This window comes from Hungatella hathewayi WAL-18680 (genome assembly GCF_000235505.1).
In the GTDB taxonomy this organism is placed as follows: Bacteria; Bacillota; Clostridia; order Lachnospirales; family Lachnospiraceae; genus Hungatella_A; species Hungatella_A hathewayi_A.
Genome location: NZ_JH379027.1, coordinates 733,727 through 754,742 on the forward strand (window position 1 = coordinate 733,727; position 21,016 = coordinate 754,742).

Consider the following 21,016-nt stretch of genomic DNA (forward strand, 5'->3'; position numbering starts at 1 on the left):
CTGCCACAGCAAAGGAGACATGATAGATTATGGGAGCGATGGAGCTGACAAAAGAGATGTTTCAAAAAGAAAAACTGACCCTGGAGGGCAGAACCATAGAGTACAGAGCCGCCAGGAACATTGTCTATGTGAAATATCCGGTCAACCCGGAATATCAAAATATGAATCTTTTCGTACCGGAGGCTTATTACCGCAATGCATCCATCAACGGGTACACAAAAGACACGGCCCCTATCTTCATGCCAAATGAAGTCGGCGGGTATCTGGCTGGCCAGGCAGGAGAACCGGGATATAGCCGCTTTCGCACTGAGGAAGCAAACACGATATTCCAGGCGCTGGAACACGGATATGTGGTGGCGGCTCCCGCAATCCGGGGACGGGAATTGAAGGACGGCGAAGGACGCTATACGGGGAAAGCCCCGGCCTGCATTGTTGATTACAAGGCCGCTGTCCGTTTCCTGCGTTGTCATCATGATGCCATGCCAGGCGATGTAGATAAAATCATCACCAATGGAACAAGCGCCGGAGGCGCGCTTTCAGCCCTTATGGGAGCGACCGGAAATCAGGAGGATTACGAAGAATATCTGAAAAAAATCGGAGCGGCCGAAGCGGAAGACCACATTTTTGCCGCCTCTTGCTACTGTCCGATTACCAATCTGGAGCATGCCGATATGGCGTATGAATGGCAATTCTCCGATGGACTGGCAGAAAGTTCTGTGGAACTTGCCGAAAAATTCCCGGATTATGTAAACTCCTTAGACCTGCGAAATGAAGAAGGCGAAAAACTGACCCTTGACGAGAATGGGAACGGTTCCTTCAAAAAAGCCCTGGAGTCTGTTCTGTTATCTTCCGCACAGACAGCTTTGAGCAATGGCGTGGATATTTCCTCACAGCCCTGGCTGACCGTGGAGGGACAGCGCGTCGCGAGCGTAGACTTTTCCGAATATGCAAAATACATCACCCGCATGAAACCAACTCCAGCCTTTGACGACTTCCACCTGCAAACTCCGGAAAATGATTTATTTGGAACGGAAGAGGGGAAGGCCCGGCATTTTACGGAATATTCGGTGAAAATATGTGGCGATGAAGGTGGCATGGCCGATAAACACATCGTCAGAATGATGAATCCGATGTCGTACCTGTCAGATATAGACCTGTCAGATGCAGACCCGTCAGGCGCAGACTCGGCAGATGCAAAGCCGTCAGACACCGGTCGGGTAAATACCAATGTCTGCCAATATTGGCGCATCCGCCATGGAGAGCATGACCGGGATACATCAGCAGCTATCTCCGCGATACTGGCCATCAAGCTGAGACAGTCAGGCTGCCAGGTAGATTATGCATTGCCCTGGGGAATCCCACACAGCGGCGACTACGATTTGCAGGAACTGTTTGCCTGGATTGACGGGATTTGCATGGCCACTGTAAACAGGTGAAGCGAAAAAGCACAAAAGTATTGCCAGTTAAAAAACGCTGTGCTATAATATATTAACGTTGAAACAATGAGGTCAACACAAAAAGTCCTGGATGGAGAACGTCCCGGACTTTTGTTGTATCCATCTTTTCGGATACGGCGCCTGGCAGATTGTGACAGCGATTCTAACAGTAAAGGAATGATGAAAGATGGGGTTAGACCTATAACGGCCACGTTATTCATTATCAAGAAGTATAGCGTGATATATCGACTCCAAAGCCAGTAGAGAGCGACATTATGGGAAAGAACAATATGAAGGAGGAGAATTATCATGTTAAATTATCAGAGATATAAACGAGTTCCGGTGGTACATTTCCCGGAGAGAACCTGGCCAGAGAAAGAGATTCAGAGTGCGCCTATATGGTGCAGCGTAGACTTAAGGGACGGCAACCAGGCATTGGTTGAACCGATGGTAGTGGAAGAGAAGATTGAGATGTTCAATCTCCTTGTCAAACTGGGCTTTAAAGAGATTGAGGTCGGATTCCCGGCAGCATCCCAGATTGAGTACGACTTCCTTCGCCAGCTGGTAGACCGCAAACTGATTCCCGACGATGTGGTGATTCAGGTGCTGGTTCAGTGCCGCGAGCATCTGATTAAGAGAACATTTGAGGCAATCAAGGGTGTGAAGAAGTCCATTGTACATATTTACAATTCCACCTCGACCCTTCAGCGAGACGTCGTCTTCCACAAGAATATGGAAGAGATTAAAGAGATTGCCGTAGAAGGCACCAATCTGGTTAAGAAATATGCCAAACACTACGACGGTGAACTGTTCCTGGAATACTCACCGGAGAGTTTTACCGGCACAGAGCTGGATTATGCCCTGGATATCTGTACGGCAGTGCAGGAGACCTGGGGAGCGACACCAGACAATAAGATTATCATCAATCTGCCGTCCACCGTGGAGATGACCACTCCAAACGTGTATGCGGACCAGATTGAATGGATGAATACACATTTCAAGAACCGCGACAGCATTATCCTGAGCGTCCATCCCCACAATGATAGGGGAACCGGCGTGGCAGCCACGGAGCTGGCCCTGCTGGCAGGCGCTGACAGAGTGGAAGGCACGCTGTTCGGTAACGGCGAGAGAACCGGCAACGTGGACGTTCTGACGCTGGCCTACAACATGTTCTCCCAGGGCATCAACCCGGAACTGAACATCGAGAATATCCGGGAAATCAGCGACGTCTATGAGCGCTGTACCAAGATGGATATCTCACCGAGACATCCTTACGCAGGCAAGCTGGTATTTACCGCATTTTCCGGCTCCCATCAGGATGCCATCAACAAGGGCATGCAGGCCCTTCACGAGAGGAACGGCGAATACTGGGAGGTACCTTACCTTCCCATCGATCCAAGCGATATCGGACGCCAGTACGAGCCAATCGTGCGTATCAACAGCCAGTCCGGCAAGGGCGGCGTAGCCTTCGTGATGGATACCTTCTACGGCTTCAAGCTGCCGAAGGGCATGCACAAAGAGTTTGCAGACGTGATTCAGAAGATATCCGAGAAACAGGGCGAGGTTGCTCCGGAGCAGATTATGGACGAATTCCGCTCCAACTACTCCGAGCGCAAAGAGCCGATCCATTTCCGCAAATGCCAGATTACCGATACGGAGACCGAGGACGGCGAGTTTGCAACCCTGGCGAAAGTCACCTTCACCGATCACGGTGTTGAGAAACATTTCGAAGGCGTCGGAAACGGACCTATCGATGCGGTACAGAACGGACTCGAGTCTGCCCTCGGCATCGAAATCCGCGTCCTGGACTACAACGAGCACGCCTTAACCTCCGGTTCCGGAGCCCAGGCTGCTTCCTACATCCACTTAATGGATGTAAAAACCGGCAGAGTCACCTACGGCGTAGGCATCAGCTCCAACATCACCAGAGCTTCTATCAGAGGCATCTTCAGTGCGGTGAACCGGTTGTTTTATTAAAATTCTATGAATAAGCGTCCCATTTCAGTTTGCTGATTTGGGACGCTTCATAAAAAATCTATATTCAAATTCATTTAAATCAAGTAATCGCAATATTCCAATTTTTTCTCAGCAATTTAATCCAAATTAGATTTAGGAATTTATGTTAAGTATTGACAATACACACTAAGTGTGTATATTATAAAACTAGGAGGAGTATAATGAAACGTGCATATCCAACATTTATAGCCCCCAGTGGCTCTGATTATCTTGTATATGTTCCGGACATGGACATATACACAGAAGGTAAAAGTTTAACTGATGCAATTGAAATGGCCAGAGATGCCATTGGGCTGAAAGGTATAGATTTTGAAGATGATAAAAAAGAGATACCAGAGGCATCTGACTATCAGCTGGCAATTGCCAGAGCAAAAGAAGATACGGAAGATTTCGATTATACCAAGGGAATGTTGACGATGGTTGATGTGAATTTTGAAGAATATAGAAGAAAAAGAAATCAGAAAATGGTGCGAAGAAACGTGACACTTCCGAATTGGCTCAATATAGAGGCAGAAAAACAAAAATTAAATGTTTCAAAAGTTTTGCAGGAGGCATTAATTGAAAAAGTGGAGCAAATGAGGTAAGGAAAAGATAAGAACAATAAAAAAGCAACGTGCCATCTGGTTATCAAATGACACGTTGCTTTTTTTACTTAAACATGATACCCACAAGCCTGTACATAATGTCTGATAATCTCTTCCAGATGGTACCGCTCCTCCTGTGAGAGCGGTTTCAACATCTCTGAAAGTTTGCTGTCATCCATCTCGTTGGTTGTTCCAAGCAGGATATAATCGGTGCTGACGCCCAGGGCGTTGGCCACTTTGATGACATTTCTGGCCCTCATGTTCTTGATGCCTCTTTCGACGCAGGCAAAGAATTGGAGGGAGATATCAGCAGCTTCAGATGCCGTTTCCTGGGTCAATCCCAGTTGTTTTCTCCTGGCGGCGATTCGCGCCCCAATCTCAACACTTGTTTTGTCTAATGCTTTTGCTTTTTTGTTAATTACATTGTTCATGAATAAACCTCCTTATTTGATGTTTATTCATGATATCACTAATATCTGAAAATTCATTCTACATCTCGCCCGGTCCCTTTGGAGTTGCCGTCTGTGCAGGCGGAGGTGTGGGCTCTCCGGAGGCGGCAGACCCGTCTCCGCTGCCTTCCTCCGCAGCTATCTGCGTACATACACCGTTGCCATCCACCTGATAATTAACTCCATCCAGAGTAATGGTAGTGTTGGCTGCCATCACGCCGGTAGCAGGGTCAAGGTAATACATGACGCCGTTCAGAGTAACAGCCCCGGTCAGACGCTGTCCCGAACTGTTAAAGTAGAACCAGGCGTTGTCAAGTTTCTGCCATCCCGTCAGCATTTTCCCATCAGCATCAGTATAATAAGTCTGGCCGCCGTCGGTCACCCAGCCGTTCTGACGCTGTCCGGAGGTGTTAAAGTAGTACCAGAAACCATCCAGATTCTGCCATCCCGTCAACATTTTTCCGTCAGCATTCAGATAATAATTCTGACCGCCATCGCTCAGCCATCCACTCTGACGCTGTCCCGATGCGTTAAAATAATACCAGGAGTTGTCCAGTTTCTGCCATCCCGATAACATTTTCCCGTCATCGTTCAGATAATAGGTCTGATTGCCGTCAGCCAGCCATCCGGTCTGTTTCCGGCCATCTCCACTGAAGTAGTACCAGTTGCCATCCACGTCTCTCCATCCAATCGCCATCCGGCCGGAGGAAGTGAGATAGTAATCATTATCGCCCTCGGTATGCCATCCGGTCTGCATCACGCCGTCTTCGTTGAGGAAATACTGGGAACCGTCTACATTGGTCCAGCCTGTCTTCATAGCACCGGAGGAGCCCATATAATACCACTTGTCACCCTGGGCCAGCCATCCGGAAGCCATACGTCCGCTGGTCTCGTCCAGATAGTATTGCTGGCCGTTCAGCTTCTGCCAGCCCTTCATGGCCTGCGCATCCGCACCCATATAGTACCAGCCCTCGCCGTCATCAATCCAGGTATCTCGCTGCATCACATAATCCTGATAATAATAGGTCTTATCCCCAATCGTCCTCCAGCGGCTGGACGGAATCAACGGGGAGAAATCCTTATACTGGAAATCAATATCAACATTTCCATTTACGCCATTGACAGAACCGGTCTGTGTGGCCTGCCACATGGCAGGATTGGAAAAGTTGTGCTTAATCTCATAACGTGCCACCCATACGTCATAGTGCATGGTGGACATATCAATCTTGTTGGCCAGCCAGTAATCATTGGCATAAACCATCGGATAATATCCCGCGTCCTCAATCCTCTTGCAGAACGTGTTGATAATCTCGCTGATTTCCTGCGGAGAAAGGGCTCCCAGAGCAGAAGACTCCGCATCGAAGGCCACCGGATAGGAAATCGGGTAATCCTTAATCAAGTCCAGAATAAAATCCGCCTCATCGCTTGCCATCTGTGGCGTCGTGGCGTAGGAATAAAGGTAAGCGCCAATATTCAGTCCCGCCCGGTAAGCTCCCTCCGCATTCGTTCTGAAATTCGGGTCAACACCGCCGTTGTATGTAGTCCCCAGCATGACAAACTGAATATCATCGGCGGCAACCGCCTGCCAGTCAATCACGCCCTTCCAGTGTGAAACGTCAATTCCTCTGGCAACTACCCCGTTGATGGCCGTCCCGTCAATCATGCGGTAAGTGCCGTCAACCTTGGCATAAGTATAGGCAGCCTGTGCGTCAAATGATGTGAGAGGGGAGACCATAGCAGCCGTTCCCATGACACCTGCCAGCATAAGCGCTGTCCATCTGTTTCTTTTAAACATAACATGTCCTCCTGATGTAAATGTGTGTGTAGGTTAACTGGAACAAAAACGGGCATCCGGAGTTCTGTCCGGATACCCGCGTTAAACATGTGAATCAATCAGTTCAATCAGCCTGGGCCGGTAGTCAGTCCTGGTTGTAATGTGCCGTTGGAATTGCTGCTTCCACTGGGGCTTGAATTGCTGCCTGAACCCGGTGAGTTGGAGTTGCTTCCTGAACCAGGTGCATTGCCGGAAGTACTGGAACCTCCAGGTGAACCTGAACCGGTAGAAGTACCACTGCCGCCCGGACCTCCGGAAGGAGTCGTATTATTGGTTGACGTATTCGGTGTACCTCCACCGCTGGACTGATATACGCCATTGGAATCAAAGGTATAGGAAACACCGTCAATAGTCTTGGTAGTTCCTGTCACCATCCGCCCATCATTTGCCGGGTCAAGATAGTAGTACTTGGAACCTACGGTTACCCAGCCGGTCTGTCTGTGGCCGGAAGCATTGAAGTAGTACCATCCTCCGTCAATGGATTTCCAGTCAATCGACATGGTTCCATTGTCCGGGTCCATATAATATTTATTGGTACCGTCACTGAGCCATCCGGTGCGCATCTTACCGTCCGTATGGAAGTAATAATACTTATTATCATCTAATTTCTGCCATCCGGTCATCATCTTGCCGTCGGAGCCGAAATAATACCAGGCGTCGCCGACCTGTCCCCAGCCGATGGTGCATTTCCCATTCTCTTTAAAATAATACCAGCCGTTGTCCATATCACGCCAGCCGATAGCCATGGAGCCGTCGCCCTTCAGGTAATAATAATCGGCGCCAATTTTAATCCAGCCCACACGCATCGTGCCATCTTCCAGAACATAATACCACTTACCATTGTCCTGAACCCACTGGTTAGCCGCCATCAGGCCGCTGGGCTTGAAATAATACCATTTATTGTTGATCGCCTTCCAGCCGATTGTCATCAATCCCGTGGAAAGGTCCTGATAATAGTAACCGTCCGTAGTCTGAATCCAGCCCTTATGTACGGAACCGTCCGTATCATAATAAACCCAGCTGGAACCGTTCTGAACCCAGCCCGTAGCTGCATAAGCCTGAGTGGCGGAAGCAAAAGCTAAAAAGCCCACAGAGCCGGCCAGGGCAAGAGCATGTAAGTATGATTTATGCATAGATAAAGCCCCTTCCTTTATACATATTTCCCCTTTTATAGCATTATAGCACATGGACCGACAGAAAGGGTAAAATATTTATTACAAATTCCGCAAGATTTTTCGATAATAGGTCTTGGCGTAACGGTACATGATGAGTGTATACTCCCCAAACTCCTCCCCAATCGCGCTTTTATACACAGCCCAGAGACTCCAAAGGAAGCCGCCGAGGGCCACATAGGAATAAACAACCTGGCGCTCTTCAGCAGTGGGGGTACGGTGTAAGTAGGTCTCCATCAGCCGGTCGACCTCCGTTTCCTTATAATAGGAATAGATGGCTGCCATAGCGATATCGATGAGCGGGTCGCACATACCGGCATATTCCCAGTCAATCAGGCGGATACCCCCATCAGGCAGAAACAGGAAATTGTCCACATTTCCGTCCAGGTGCGACAGATATTCCGGACGGTCCATAGCGTCCAGCCGGTCCAGCAGTTCCATCATCCAGCTCCGCACCTCCTGATAATCCTCAAAGGGAATTCCATTATGGCTGAGGCACAGATTTTCATAAAAATGAATTCGCTCCCGCACATTGAATCGGTGATTCACAGTTAGCCCGGAGTTGTGAAGCCGCTTCAGGACGCTCATACATTTTTCCATGTCCTCCCAATTGGAGGCGTCCGCATTGCGGGCATTCTCATAATACTCCGCAATTTTATAACCGGTGTCCCCATTAAAATAAATAATGTGCTCGGTAATGTCCAGGGGCTTTACAGTGTCATAGACGGCCTTTTCCTCGTTCCGGTTGATTAAAAGCTCCGTTCCCGGCCCAGGGATACGGCAGATGTAATGCTTGCCGTTTACCTGGAAGAGAAAGGATTTGTTCGTCATACCGGCTTTCAGGCAGCGGATGTCATGAATATCGGATTCCGGTATCTGAAAGACCTGGGCAATCAATTCCATAGCCTGATTATCGGAGCGGGTTTGATAACGGCTGTCAAACAGACGAAGCTCCTCCAAATTCTCAAATTCATAAACGTTCGTATCGGATTGCGGATTGGCATACATATCAAAGAGGTGGGGCCCCAGTTTGTTGAGGGGTATACCGTTCACTTCTTGAATACCGGCGTCGGCAAGCCGTTTAATTGCCGTGCCGTCCAACAGCTCCATATAGACATGCTCCCAGTAGAATGGCTCTGTCCCCGGAAGATGATAATACGCTTCCAGCACAGGAAGGTACTGCTCCAGCCACTGGGCTCTCATAAATACGGGACCGTACATGAACCAGCAGTTGTGTCCGCCAACCTGAACCTCCTGAATGAGATTTTTCTTATTAAGACTTAGGCACCATTCTGAAGTATCCGTATCCGTGTGAACGGCAGAGTACCAGGCGCCGCATTCAAACGTATGAAACATATTCTCCCTCATCCAGTTGTCCGAGGAAAGAAGATACATATTGCGGCCTCTGAGAACTTCCCTGGCATGGTAGAGGGTAGTTAACGTGTTCTTATTTGAATATTCATTATTATATAAAAGTTTAACATCATATTTATCAATAAGGTAATCAAACTTTTCTTTCAGGTACCCCACCACAATCGTGATATCATAAATACCGACTTCATGCAGCTGCTTAATCTGCCTTTCAATCATCCGCTCCCCAAACACCTCAAGAAGCCCCTTAGGCGTTTCAAATGTCAGAGGAACAAATCTGGAACCAAACCCGGCGGCAATAATCAAAGCCCCATCCACCCGGTATTGCTCCAACAGCTCCTCGCCTTTCTTTAATAAAATATAATGTCCGTCCTCCGCCATCTCGATCAACCCGGAATCTAGACACTGCTTCACCAGACCATTGGCAGTCCCCAATGAAATATTCATCTTTTTTGCCACTTCCCGCTGGGTAATCTGATTGTCCTCATAGATGCATCTACATAATAAAGCGTATTTATCCATCTCCATAGCCTCCATATCGCATATTATAATGTTCAAAAACTAGATAAAACCAAAAGATATGAACATTATATACTCGCCCGAGCCAAAATACAAGTAGTAAGAACAGGCAAATTTAGCCGCCTGGGAAGGATTGTACTAATTTAAGAACAATTTTTGGCAAAAAAGTGTTTTTTGTAAACTTTACGTAAGAAAATGCACAGAGAAATGTTATGGTATTTTTGGAAGAAGTGTATTATACTATGTGTGTGATGGAGGAAATGGTATATTCCTGGTGAGAATGCCAATATCGACTATTTTACTCATTATTTGTAAAAAATGTCAAAAAGGTATTGATAATTTTCCTTACAGGAAGTATAATTACCTCGTAATGCAATTAGGAATTTCAAAAGAATTCAAAAAAGGAAAAAGGAGAGTGCATTAATTATGAGAAAGCAGACAAAATTAGTTGCAGTATTATCTGCAGCAGCTTTGTTAGCCATCGGTGCATCCATGACATCCTTCGCAGCTCAGGGCTGGACAGAAGAAGATGGTACTTGGGTATATCTTGACAAAGATGGTTACAAAGTAACAGACAGCTGGAAGAAATCCGGCAACTTCTGGTATTACTTAGATGAGGATGGCTACATGGCTACATCTAAGTTAATCGAGAACGGTGATTCCAACAACAACACCTACTATGTTGATGAGACCGGTAGAATGGTAGCTAACGACTGGGTAGAGTTAGAGAACGAAGACTATTATGACGGCGCTGATGATGATGAGCCTGAGACTGTATGGTATTACTTCCAGAACTCTGGTAAGGCATACAAGACAAGTGGCAAGACATCTTTCAAGACCATCAACGGCAAGAAATATGCATTTGATGAGAATGGCCATATGTTATGGGGCTGGGTTGGTGAAACCAGCGACAGATGTAGTGGTGATATAGGATATCAGACTGGTGTTTACTACTGTGGCGCTGCTAACGATGGTGCTAGAGTAAGTGGTGACTGGAGATATCTGTATATCGGTACTGAGAACCGTAGAGATGACAGTGAGGATGATACGTTCTGGTTCTACTTTGATACCAACGGTAAGAAGGTTTATACTGATGAAGATTATATCGATGACAGAACACCTTCCGACGATGTATTTAAGACCAAGAAGATTAATGGTAAAACATATGCCTTTGATACAGAAGGTAAGATGATTAATAAGTGGTCTGTAAGCACCGTGGCAACAGCTAGCGATATCGATGGTTATTTCTCAACTAGCGATGATGGCGCAAGAAAGAAAGGCTGGTTCCAGGCTGTTCCTTCTGCAAGCATTAACCCGACAGCTAATTCTGATGATGAAGCTAAATGGTTCTATGCAAATAACGATGGTTCTTTAGTTTATGATGCAATTAAGACTGTTAACAGCAAGAAATATGCGTTCAACGAAAAGGGCGAGATGCTGAGTGGTTTGTGGGCTCTTAAGGTTGATAATAATGTAATTAAAGATTATTATGAGTTTACAGAAGCAGCAGCAGTAGACCATATCGATTCTAAAGTTCCAACTGGTTGGGATGTATACTATTTCGGAGATGGTGAAGACGGTGCTATGAAGACCGGTACTCAGACTGTAGAAGTAGATGGTGAAAGATATCAGTTTGCATTTGGTAAGAGCGGTGCAAGCAAGGGCAAAGGTGTTAATGCTCCTCAGGGCAATATCCTTTATTCACATGGAAAGAGAATCAAAGCTGATAGCGATTACAGATATCAGGTATTTGAAACCGACGGTGAGGCTGTATTAACAATGGCTGAGGGTAGCGCTGTTACTACTGATGGATATTTAGTAAATGCTTCTGGTTCTATTATGAAGGGAAGCGGCCTTTACACAGATAGTGATGGAAGACAGTTTAGAGTAACCAAGAATCCAGGATTAGATACTTACACAGTAACATACGAGAGTACAAAGAACTAATTCTAGGTAAACTAAAATTGGGCAACGGAGTAATCCGTTGCCCAATTTTGTTGATAAATTAAATTAACTTGTGCTATACTATAAAAGAAGCAATAAAACAGTGAAAACAGGAGCATGATAATGCCTCGGAAAATAATGGATAAAAGCATAAAAGTAGAATCAGAGATAAAACGCGCTAATAGGATTGTATATGGGGAAGTATTTTTACTGCTTGCGGTATTTCCTCTATTTTACCATAATTATTATTTTGATATTTTAAAAACTAAATACATGTTTTATTATTTAACAATCTTAATTATGACCGTTTTATTAATTGTTTTTTGCGGAATTCCTATTTTGATAAAACATAGAAAAAATCAGTTTATATCAATAAACAAAAAAAACTTTAAGATGATTACCATTCCTGATATATGTATGATATTATTGATACTTTCGATTGCTGTCACTACTTTACAGTCGGATTTTAAATATGAATCTATGTGGGGAAATGAAGCGCGATTCAATGGACTATTTTTATGGATGGTTTATGGTTTGTCATATATTGCCATTACTAGATTTTTGAGTTTCAAATCGAACTTACTGGATTTCTTCTTATTTACTGGTATTTTGGTGTGCCTTTTTGGGATTACGGATTATTTTCAAATGGATATTTTGGGTTTCAAAGAGCATATTAGAGAGAGCCAGAAATTAGATTTTACATCAACGATTGGGAATATTAATTTATATACCGCTTACGTTGGTATGGTAGTCGCCGTGGCCATGACATTATTTGTAACAGCCAGAAGCAGAGGAAAAATTTGTTTTTATTATATTTCTCTAGTAGTTAGCTTCTTAGGATTAATTGTGGGAAGAAGTGATAATGGTTATCTGGCACTGGGAATCCTATTTGTAGCATTACCATTTTGGATTTTCAGAACAAAATTGGGAATTAAAAGATATCTAATTTGCGTCGCCACGATGTTATCTTCGGTTTGGCTGGTGAGTATTGTCAATCATATATGGTCAAACCAGGTGTTGCAGTTAGATAGTCTGTTTGGAATGATGAGTGAAAGTCCACTGCTCATTTATGGCGTTATTATAATATGGTTGATTGTTGGGTGTGTATACTTCATAGGCAGAAATCAATCAACTGCTGAGATCGGAAATTTTCCACGAATTCTGTGGGGAATATTTATAATGATATGCCTAATAGCAGGGGTTTATATGCTTTTTGATGCGAATGTAGCAGGAAATGGTGATAAATATGGAGCATTGAGTAATTATTTAGTTTTTAGTGATTCGTGGGGAACTGACCGTGGATTTGTGTGGAAACTCGCTATGAAACATTTTGATGAGTTTTCGATTACTAGAAAGATATTTGGGTATGGAGCAGATACATTTGGTATACTGGCCCGTTATAATGACTTCGACACTATGGTTGAATACAATAATACATTTTTTGAAAGTGCACATAACGAATATATTCACTATTTGGTAACGATTGGTTTGAGTGGAATGACGTTCTATATTGCATTGTTATGTACTTCTGCATATGGAATTGTGAAAACGAATAGGGATAATCCGTATGCTATGGCGGCTGTTTTTGCTGTGCTGGCGTATGCAGCACAGGCAACGGTAAATATAGCCCAACCAATCGTGACACCTATTATGCTTACGCTTCTAATGGTAGGACTAAGCTTTTGTAGGAATGGCTCTGAAGGAAATGTATCTTAATTAAAAAAGGCCTTCTATGATAAAATAAAAAATCATAGGAGGTTTTTCTTATGGCTAGGTAAAGAAAGCAGCTAATTCTAATATTTGTCTTAATGAGAAAGTGAATTAGGGCTGGAAGTCCGAGTAAAGACTTTCAACCCAGGTATAATTATAAGATATAACCATTTGCAGGCTATTTAATAAATAGCATCTTCAGAGCCATTTCTACTAATCTGTAATTCCTACGAGACATACCAAAATACCGGCAAACAAAAAGAAGTCTAATAAGCTCAATTTAAAAATTAAAAATCTTGTAATGGCAATATATGACAAACCATAAACCATCCATAAAAACAATCCATTGAATCGCGCTTCGTTTCCCCACATAGATTCATATTTAAAATCCGACTTAAAATAGTGACAGCAATTGAAAGTATCAGTAATATCATACAGATATCAGGAAGGGTAATCATTTCAAAGAAATTTTTTTGCGTTTATATAAGTTGATTTTTTCTGTGTTTTCTCAAAGTAAGAATGCCGCAGAAAATAACTAATACAACGGTCATAGCTAAGACGGTCAAATAATAAAACTGGGCAACGGATTGCTCCGTTGCCCAATTTTGGTTTTTACTTAGAGTTAGTCCTTTGTCTTCTCGAATGTTACTGTGTAAGTGTCTACTCCTGGATTTTTGTTTACTCTAAACTGTCTTCCATCACTATCTGTGTAAAGTCCGCTTCCCTTCATAATAGAACCAGAAGCATTTACTAAATATCCAGCAGAAGTGACAGCACTACCCTCGGTCATTGTTGTGATAGCTTCGCCATCAGTTCCAAATACCTGGTATCTGTAATCGCTATCAGCTTTGATTCTCTTTCCATGTGAATAAAGGATATTGCCCTGAGGAGCATTAACACCTTTACCTTTGCTTGCGCCACTCTTCCCAAAGGAGAACTGATATCTTTCACCATCAACATCTACGTTCTGGCTACCAGTCTTCATAGCGCCATCCGAATCATCACCGAAATAGTATACATCCCAACCGGTCGGAACATAAGTATGAATATGGTCTACTGCCGCCTCTTCTTCAAACTGATAATAATCTTCAATCACATTATTATCAACTTTAAGGGCCCATAAACCACTCAGCATTTCGCCATTACTATCAAACGCATATTTCTTGTTACTGATTGTCTTAATTGCATCATAAACTAAAGAGCCATCGTTATTTGCGTAGAACCATTTAGCTTCGTCATCAGCATTAGCTGTTGGGTTAATGCTTGCAGAAGGAACAGCCTGGAACCAGCCTTTCTTTCTTGCGCCGTCATCGCTGGTTGAATAATAGCCATCGATATCACTAGCTGTTGCTACGGTGCTTACAGACCACTTATTAATCATCTTACCTTCTGTATCAAAGGCATATGTTTTACCATTAATCTTCTTGGTCTTAAATACATCATCAGAAGGTGTTCTGGCGTCCATGTATTCTTCATCCGTACAAACCTTCTTGCCATTGGTATCAAAATAGAACCAGTAAGTATCATCTTCGCTGTCATCTGTACGGTTCTCTGTACCAATGTACAGATATCTCCAGTCACCACTTACTCTGGCACCATCATTGGAATCACCGCAGTAATAAACGCCGCCGGTCTTGTAGCCATCATCACCAGGGCATCTGTTACTTGTGTCACCAACCCAGCCCCATAACATATGACCATTCTCATCAAATGCATATTTCTTACCGTTAATGGGCTTGAAAGATGTAGGACCGCTTGTTTTGTATGCTTTACCAGAGTTCTGGAAGTAGTAGTATACAGTCTCGGGCTCGTCATCGTTAGCGCCATCATAGTAGTCTTCATTCTCTAGCTCTACCCAGTCGTTGGTTACCATTCTACCAGTCTCATCAACATAGTAGGTATTGTTGTTGGAATCACCGTTCTCAATTAACTTAGATGTAGCCATGTAACCATCCTCATCTAAGTAATACCAGAAGTTGCCGGATTTCTTCCAGCTGTCTGTTACTTTGTAACCATCTTTGTCAAGATATACCCAAGTACCATCCGCCTCTGTCCAGCCCTGAGCTGCGAAGGATGTCATGGATGCACCGATGGCTAACAAAGCTGCTGCAGATAATACTGCAACTAATTTTGTCTGCTTTCTCATAATTAATGCACTCTCCTTTTTCCTTTTTTGAATTCTTTTGAAATTCCTAATTGCATTACGAGGTAATTATACTTCCTATAAGGAAAATTATAGGAAGTTAAAATTGGTAGGTAATAAAGTGTATAATTCTAATTTAATAATTAAAATTACTGTTAAACAAAATTTTTCTTGCCTTTTTTAAAATAATATGTTTAAGTAGCAGAAACATAACCAACAAATGGATAATAGAAAGGACAACAAATGATAATTGAATTTGAAAGTTATTTAAAAGAACAAAAGCTATCAGAAAATACTGTAATTTCTTATATGGGGGCAATAAAGCAATATGAGATAAAGTATGGAAAAATAAGTCAAAAAAATCTAAAAGAGTATAAAGTATTTTTGGTTGAGAATTATAAGTTTAGTACTGTAAATTTAAGGATTCGAGCGATAAATTGTTATTTGGAATTTATCGGGAAAAAAAACTGGAGTCTTCCATCAGTTAAAGTTCAACAAAGGGCATATTTGGAAAATGTTATAAGTGAGGCTGATTATGAATATTTCAAATCGTGCCTAAAGAGCGATGGAGAGATGTTCTGGTATTTTGTGATTCACTTTCTTGCGTCTACAGGTGCGCGAATCAGTGAATTGCTTCAATTTAAAGCTGAACATGTAGAACGAGGATATATTGATATTTATTCTAAAGGAGGAAAATTCCGTAGAGTGTATATTCCTGTACAATTGCAAAAAGAAGCCATGGAGTGGTTAGTCGAAAATGGAAGAAATAGTGGATTTTTGTTTTTGAATCGTTATGGAGAGCGAATTACTGCTAGAGGAATAGCTAATCAGTTGAAGAAATTTGCGGAGCGTTATCAAATAGATCCCAATGTTGTTTATCCTCATTCATTTCGACATAGATTCGCTAAAAGTTTTCTTGAGCGATACAATGATATTGCGTTGCTGGCTGATTTACTTGGTCATGAGAATATAGAGACGACTCGTATTTATTTGAGGAAAACGAGCACAGAACAGAGAAATATAGTAAATGATGTCGTGGATTGGTAATTGTTAAAAGGGTATGAAATTTAAATTTTCGTTGACAAGAGTATAAGCAAAAAAGCGGATAGTTGTAATATGAAAAAGGACATGTTATACTGTACGGAGAACTTTTGACAATTTGAAATGGCACTTAGATATTAAGAGAAGAGGTTAGAGGTGTGAAGGATACTGGGAATTATAAACGAATTGTTCGTTTACTTTCTTCGATGGTTTTGGTGGTCATGTTAGTTGCTGTTTATATGTTATTTTGGTATAAATTGATTTCTCCTACCACTGGGGTGTGGTATTGGAGGCGGGGGAACTGGGTGATTGCCGGTTTATATACTGCATTGGTATTGTTCTTTTCCACGATGTACGGCGGATTTCGCTTGGGCGATTTGGAAAAGGGTAATGTAATCTATTCACAAATTCTGTCTATTATATTTGTGAATTTTATTACGTATATTCAAATGGCTCTACTGGCTTATCAATTTCCTAAAATATGGATATTTTTGGCATTGACTATGAGTGACATAATAATCATTACAATATGGACTTGCGTTTATGCAGAAATATACCAGCACATGTTTCCACCACGCCGTTTATTGCTGGTGTATGGCACTCAAAATGCATTGACACTTTTAGACAAATTGAATGAGAGAAAAGACCGCTATCGAATAGAAAAAGTGATTCGGGTTGATGAGGGAGAAAAGAAAATTATTGGATTGGCGGAACAGTATGATGGCATTATATTATCAGACATACCTACGACAGCTAGAAATTTGATTTTGAAAGAATGTTTTGAACGATCCATCAGAGTTTATATGACACCTAAGATATCAGATATATTAGTTCGAAGTTCAAGGGAAATGCATACTTTTGATACGCCGCTTTTGCTGTCCAGAAATAATGGGTTGACACCAGAACAACAGATGGGAAAGAGATGTATGGATGTGATAATTTCATCGCTGCTTTTTATTGCTGCTTCTCCGTTGATGTTGTTAACTGCGCTGGCTGTGAAACTTTATGATGGTGGGGCTGTTATTTACAAACAGAAAAGGTTGACTATTGATGGAAGAGAATTTTATATTTTTAAGTTCCGTAGCATGCGTATGGATGCGGAAAAAGATGGTATAGCTCGACTAGCATCTGAAAATGATGATAGAATTACACCGATAGGAAAAATCATACGAATGACTCGGCTGGATGAACTTCCACAGTTACTGAATGTATTAAAGGGGGATATGTCGTTGGTTGGTCCGAGACCGGAACGCCCAGAGATTGCCCGCGAATATGAAGCGGTATTGCCTCAATTTAAAAGTAGGTTAAAAGTAAAAGCGGGATTGACGGGATATGCTCAAATTTATGGTAAATATAATACTACTCCGTATGACAAACTGAAATTGGATTTAACATACATTCAAAATTATTCATTTGTGTTGGATTTAAAGCTGATCTTATTAACGGCTAAAATTTTGTTTATGAAAGAAAGCACAGAAGGTGTTTCTGCTATGAATAAAAATACTGACGAAGAAGGGGATATATGGAAAAACGAAAATTAAAAGTACTGCAACTTGGAAAACAATATTATCCCCACATTGGTGGTATTGAAATAACGATGCAGCAGATAGCCGAAGGTATACAAGGCGATGTTGACAGTTATGTGCTGGCATCCCAGGGAAAGGGAAGGGCTTACAGCAAAAATATAAATGGTGTACCGGTTTATTATGCAAAAAGCTGGGGGATCGTGTCTTCGTTGCCGATTTCATGGGACTTGGTTCGATATTTGCGTAAGCATGCCTGTGAATATGATATTATTCATCTTCATATGCCATTTCCGTTGGGGGATTTAGGGTGCCTTCTTTCTGGTTTTAAAGGAAAACTGGTGCTGTATTGGCATAGTGATATTGTCAGACAGAAGAACATGATGATATTTTATAAACCACTTATGAACTGGGCATTAAAACGCGCGGATGCGATAACAATCGCGACACAGGGAAATATAGACGGTTCTCCCTATATTAAGCCTTTTGAAGAAAAATGTACGTTGATTCCGTTTGGCTTGCGAAAAGATTGGGAAGAAAAAAGTGATAAATATTGGAATCTGATTAATAGCGGGGTAGATGATCAAAATGGTGAAGATGGATTAAGACTGCTGTTTATTGGCCGTCTGGTTTATTATAAAGGGGCCGAGGTGCTGATTGACGCCATGGAGAAATTGAATTGTCAGTTAAATGAAGATGAAATGAATAAGGTATCCTGTCGCATTATCGGAACTGGAGTCTTGGAACGTGAGCTCAGAGACAGAGTGGTTAATGACGGGTTAGAAAATAGTATTAAATTTTTGGGGAAGGTTTCGGATGAAGTATTAGAGCAGGAGATTGAACAATGTGATGTTTTCGTTTTTCCTTCTGTTGCTAATAGTGAAGCATTTGGTCTGGTGCAATTGGAGACGATGACATATGGGAAACCTGTGATCAATACTTCACTGCCAACAGGAGTCCCGTGGGTGAGTTTGGACAGAAAGACCGGTTTGACGGTTCCGCCAGAGGATCCAAATGCTTTAAAAGATGCGATAGTATGGATGAAAGACCATAAAAGAGAACGCATAGAAATGGGAATAAAAGCAAGAGAACGTGTAAAAACAGAGTATAGCCAGGAAAAGATGTTTGAACGCATATTAACATTATATCATCATTTGTGTGAAGGATAATATGAAAAAGATACTATATATTGCGATAAGTTCGCAGACGGGCGGAGTGCCTAAGCATATATTAAATGCATTAAAACGCGCAAAGGAATTTGGCTATGAAATTACAGTAGCAGCACCAAAAGATGGGGATTATTATCGATGGTTCCAGGAATATTCATCAGAAATGATAAATATATCCCTAAAACCATATTCGGTTGTGTCGCTATGGAAGCTTAGGCAGTATATAAAACACAATAAGATTGAGGTAGTACATTCTCATGGAAAGGGCGCGGGAATGTATGCACGTCCGTTGCGGGTGTTATGTCCCGGGATTAAGGTTGTTCATACGTTTCATGGAATATATCTTGAACAATATGGAACAGCGCTAAAAAGGGTGTATTGTTTCATTGAGCGTATACTTCGCCACTGGACAGATACATTCATTTGTGTATCTGAGAGCGAAAGAGAAGAAGCATTACGTTGGGGGTTTGCTTTTCCAAATGCCATAAAAGTGATAGCAAATGGAGTTGATTTAGAATTATATAAAAATGAAATGGTTAATAGAAGTATTTATTTAAATGAATTTGAGCTGCCTCAAAATGCGTATGTGATTGGCTGTGTGGCCAGACTGGAAGTGATGAAGGGCCATGAATATTTACTTCGTGCATTTGAGATTATTAACCGAAAGTATCGTCAAACCAGGCTTATTTTAATCGGGGATGGACCGGCGCGGCAGGAAATTGAAAATCTGATCAAAGAGCTGCAATTGGAAACCAAAGTTGTTTTGGCGGGCTTTCGACATGATGTTCCAAAGCTATTAAAAATAATGGATTTGTTTGTCTCTGCATCCCTAAAGGAAGGGATGCCCTATACTCTTATTGAAGCGCTGGCTGCCGGCGTGCCAGTGGTAGCGACGGATGTAATAGGCAATCGGGATGTTGTTGGGGATGGAAAAGAGGGCTTTTTGGTCTGCCCTAAAGATGAGAACAGTTTAGCGGAAGGGATGGAAAAGGCAATCACACAACGTGAACTATGCAGAGAATATGTGCTTGCAGGGCAAAAGAAGGTGGAAAGAGATCTGACGGTGGAATCCTCGGTAAAGCATTTGTTTGAAGTTTATAAAGGATTATTAAAGGAGAAATAGCTAATTGAAAAATCCGAAAATTTCAGTGATTATGAGTACCTATAACGAAAAAATAGAATTTTTAAAGGCGTCAATCGATTCAGTGCTTCATCAGACCTTTAAAGATTTCGAATTTCTTATCGTATTAGATAATCCGCAGAACAGCGACATAAAAGAATGTGTTGAATCATATGCAGAGATGGATCCCAGAATAACTATTATTGAAAACGAGAATAACCTGGGTTTAACTAAAAGTCTGAACAAGGCTATCGCTGCTGCGAATGGGATTTACATGTCTCGAATGGATGCGGATGATATCATGATTGATAAGTGTCTGGAAAGGGAACTGCAGGTTATCGAAAATGAAAAATTGGATTTGGTAGCTGCATCTAAAAAAAATATCGATCAGCATGGAAAAATACTTGGGATTTATATTAACTCATTTTCTCCGAAGCAATTGAAATATTTGCTCCCTTATGATAATAGTATCAATCATCCAACTGTGATGGTGCGTCTGGATGTGATTAGAAAAGAGGGGGGATATAGGGATATTGCATCTTGCGAAGATTATGATTTGTGGCTGCGAATGCTGAGGCATGGGAGTTGTATGAAAATATTGCCGGATGTGCTTCTATTATATAGAATAAGGCCGGATGGGATTTGCGAAAGTAATTCATATCGTTTATATTGTTCAAAATGTTTTGTTATGAATATGTATCGAAGAAGTAAAAAGGATTTATGTATTTTAGGGGATTATAATGCTTATAACAAATTCATGTCTCTAAAAGACATGACCGAGAAAAAACAGTTGAAATTTAATCAGGCTTATAAGCGATTTTATGATTCCATATTAAGTTTAAAAAATAAAAAGTTTGTACTTGGCATATGCCAATTTATAAGCTCGGTACTGATGGATAAAGAAATAATATGTGTTTTATGTAAAAAGCTGCATTATCAAGTGAGAAAAAAAATAATATTAAGAGTTGTATAAAGGGAGTGCAGG

15 protein-coding genes are annotated in these 21,016 nt (G+C 42.1%); 10 read left to right on the top strand and 5 right to left on the bottom strand.

What is annotated here, in order from left to right:
• Positions 1-29 precede the first annotated feature (29 nt).
• The 3 genes from HMPREF9473_RS03380 (at position 30) to HMPREF9473_RS03390 (ending at position 4,036) form a co-directional block, all read left to right on the top strand.
• Positions 30-1,436, top strand: coding sequence for a subtype B tannase (locus HMPREF9473_RS03380; protein ID WP_006778659.1), 1,407 nt, complete (start codon positions 30-32; stop codon positions 1,434-1,436).
• 309 nt (positions 1,437-1,745) lie between these two features.
• Positions 1,746-3,413, top strand: a complete 1,668-nt coding sequence (gene leuA / locus HMPREF9473_RS03385; RefSeq protein WP_006778660.1) for a 2-isopropylmalate synthase — start codon at positions 1,746-1,748, stop codon at positions 3,411-3,413.
• A gap of 200 nt (positions 3,414-3,613) precedes the next feature.
• Entirely contained in the window at positions 3,614-4,036 is a 423-nt protein-coding gene (locus HMPREF9473_RS03390; protein WP_006778661.1) for a type II toxin-antitoxin system HicB family antitoxin, read from the top strand.
• A 68-nt stretch (positions 4,037-4,104) separates the two neighbouring features.
• Here HMPREF9473_RS03390 and HMPREF9473_RS03395 read toward each other — a convergent pair whose 3' ends face one another.
• From HMPREF9473_RS03395 to HMPREF9473_RS03410, 4 genes are all read right to left on the bottom strand, one after another.
• Positions 4,105-4,467 (bottom strand): helix-turn-helix domain-containing protein, encoded by a 363-nt coding sequence (locus HMPREF9473_RS03395; RefSeq protein WP_006778662.1) that lies wholly within the window; start codon positions 4,465-4,467, stop codon positions 4,105-4,107.
• Positions 4,468-4,525: 58 nt separating this feature from the next.
• The gene (locus HMPREF9473_RS03400; protein ID WP_006778663.1) at positions 4,526-6,280 is read right to left on the bottom strand and encodes a GH25 family lysozyme; all 1,755 of its coding nucleotides are present in this window, start codon (positions 6,278-6,280) and stop codon (positions 4,526-4,528) included.
• A gap of 107 nt (positions 6,281-6,387) precedes the next feature.
• The gene (locus HMPREF9473_RS03405) at positions 6,388-7,452 is read right to left on the bottom strand and encodes a cell wall-binding protein (protein ID WP_006778664.1); all 1,065 of its coding nucleotides are present in this window, start codon (positions 7,450-7,452) and stop codon (positions 6,388-6,390) included.
• 81 nt (positions 7,453-7,533) lie between these two features.
• A complete protein-coding gene (locus tag HMPREF9473_RS03410) occupies positions 7,534-9,384 on the bottom strand; it encodes a sugar phosphate nucleotidyltransferase (RefSeq protein WP_006778665.1) in 1,851 nt (616 codons plus the stop codon).
• A 423-nt stretch (positions 9,385-9,807) separates the two neighbouring features.
• On the opposite strand from HMPREF9473_RS03410, the gene HMPREF9473_RS03415 reads away from it, so the two are divergent.
• Positions 9,808-11,328, top strand: coding sequence for a hypothetical protein (locus HMPREF9473_RS03415; RefSeq protein WP_006778666.1), 1,521 nt, complete (start codon positions 9,808-9,810; stop codon positions 11,326-11,328).
• 135 nt (positions 11,329-11,463) lie between these two features.
• On the top strand, positions 11,464-13,041 hold the full coding sequence (locus HMPREF9473_RS03420) for an O-antigen ligase family protein (protein WP_187388684.1): 1,578 nt from the start codon (positions 11,464-11,466) through the stop codon (positions 13,039-13,041).
• Positions 13,042-13,657: 616 nt separating this feature from the next.
• Here the strand turns inward: HMPREF9473_RS03420 and HMPREF9473_RS03425 are convergent.
• Positions 13,658-15,181 (bottom strand): hypothetical protein, encoded by a 1,524-nt coding sequence (locus HMPREF9473_RS03425; RefSeq protein ID WP_006778668.1) that lies wholly within the window; start codon positions 15,179-15,181, stop codon positions 13,658-13,660.
• 240 nt (positions 15,182-15,421) lie between these two features.
• Between HMPREF9473_RS03425 and HMPREF9473_RS03430 the strand changes: the two genes are divergently transcribed.
• The 5 genes from HMPREF9473_RS03430 (at position 15,422) to HMPREF9473_RS03450 (ending at position 21,004) form a co-directional block, all read left to right on the top strand.
• A complete protein-coding gene (locus HMPREF9473_RS03430) occupies positions 15,422-16,225 on the top strand; it encodes a tyrosine-type recombinase/integrase (RefSeq protein WP_006778669.1) in 804 nt (267 codons plus the stop codon).
• 152 nt (positions 16,226-16,377) lie between these two features.
• The gene (locus HMPREF9473_RS03435; protein ID WP_006778670.1) at positions 16,378-17,760 is read left to right on the top strand and encodes a sugar transferase; all 1,383 of its coding nucleotides are present in this window, start codon (positions 16,378-16,380) and stop codon (positions 17,758-17,760) included.
• On the top strand, positions 17,742-18,911 hold the full coding sequence (locus HMPREF9473_RS03440; RefSeq protein ID WP_006778671.1) for a glycosyltransferase: 1,170 nt from the start codon (positions 17,742-17,744) through the stop codon (positions 18,909-18,911). Before HMPREF9473_RS03435 ends, HMPREF9473_RS03440 begins: the two co-directional genes overlap by 19 nt.
• Before the next feature lies 1 nt (position 18,912).
• Positions 18,913-20,034, top strand: a complete 1,122-nt coding sequence (locus tag HMPREF9473_RS03445; RefSeq protein ID WP_006778672.1) for a glycosyltransferase family 4 protein — start codon at positions 18,913-18,915, stop codon at positions 20,032-20,034.
• Between the two features lie 4 nt (positions 20,035-20,038).
• The gene (locus HMPREF9473_RS03450; RefSeq protein ID WP_006778673.1) at positions 20,039-21,004 is read left to right on the top strand and encodes a glycosyltransferase; all 966 of its coding nucleotides are present in this window, start codon (positions 20,039-20,041) and stop codon (positions 21,002-21,004) included.
• Positions 21,005-21,016 lie beyond the last annotated feature (12 nt).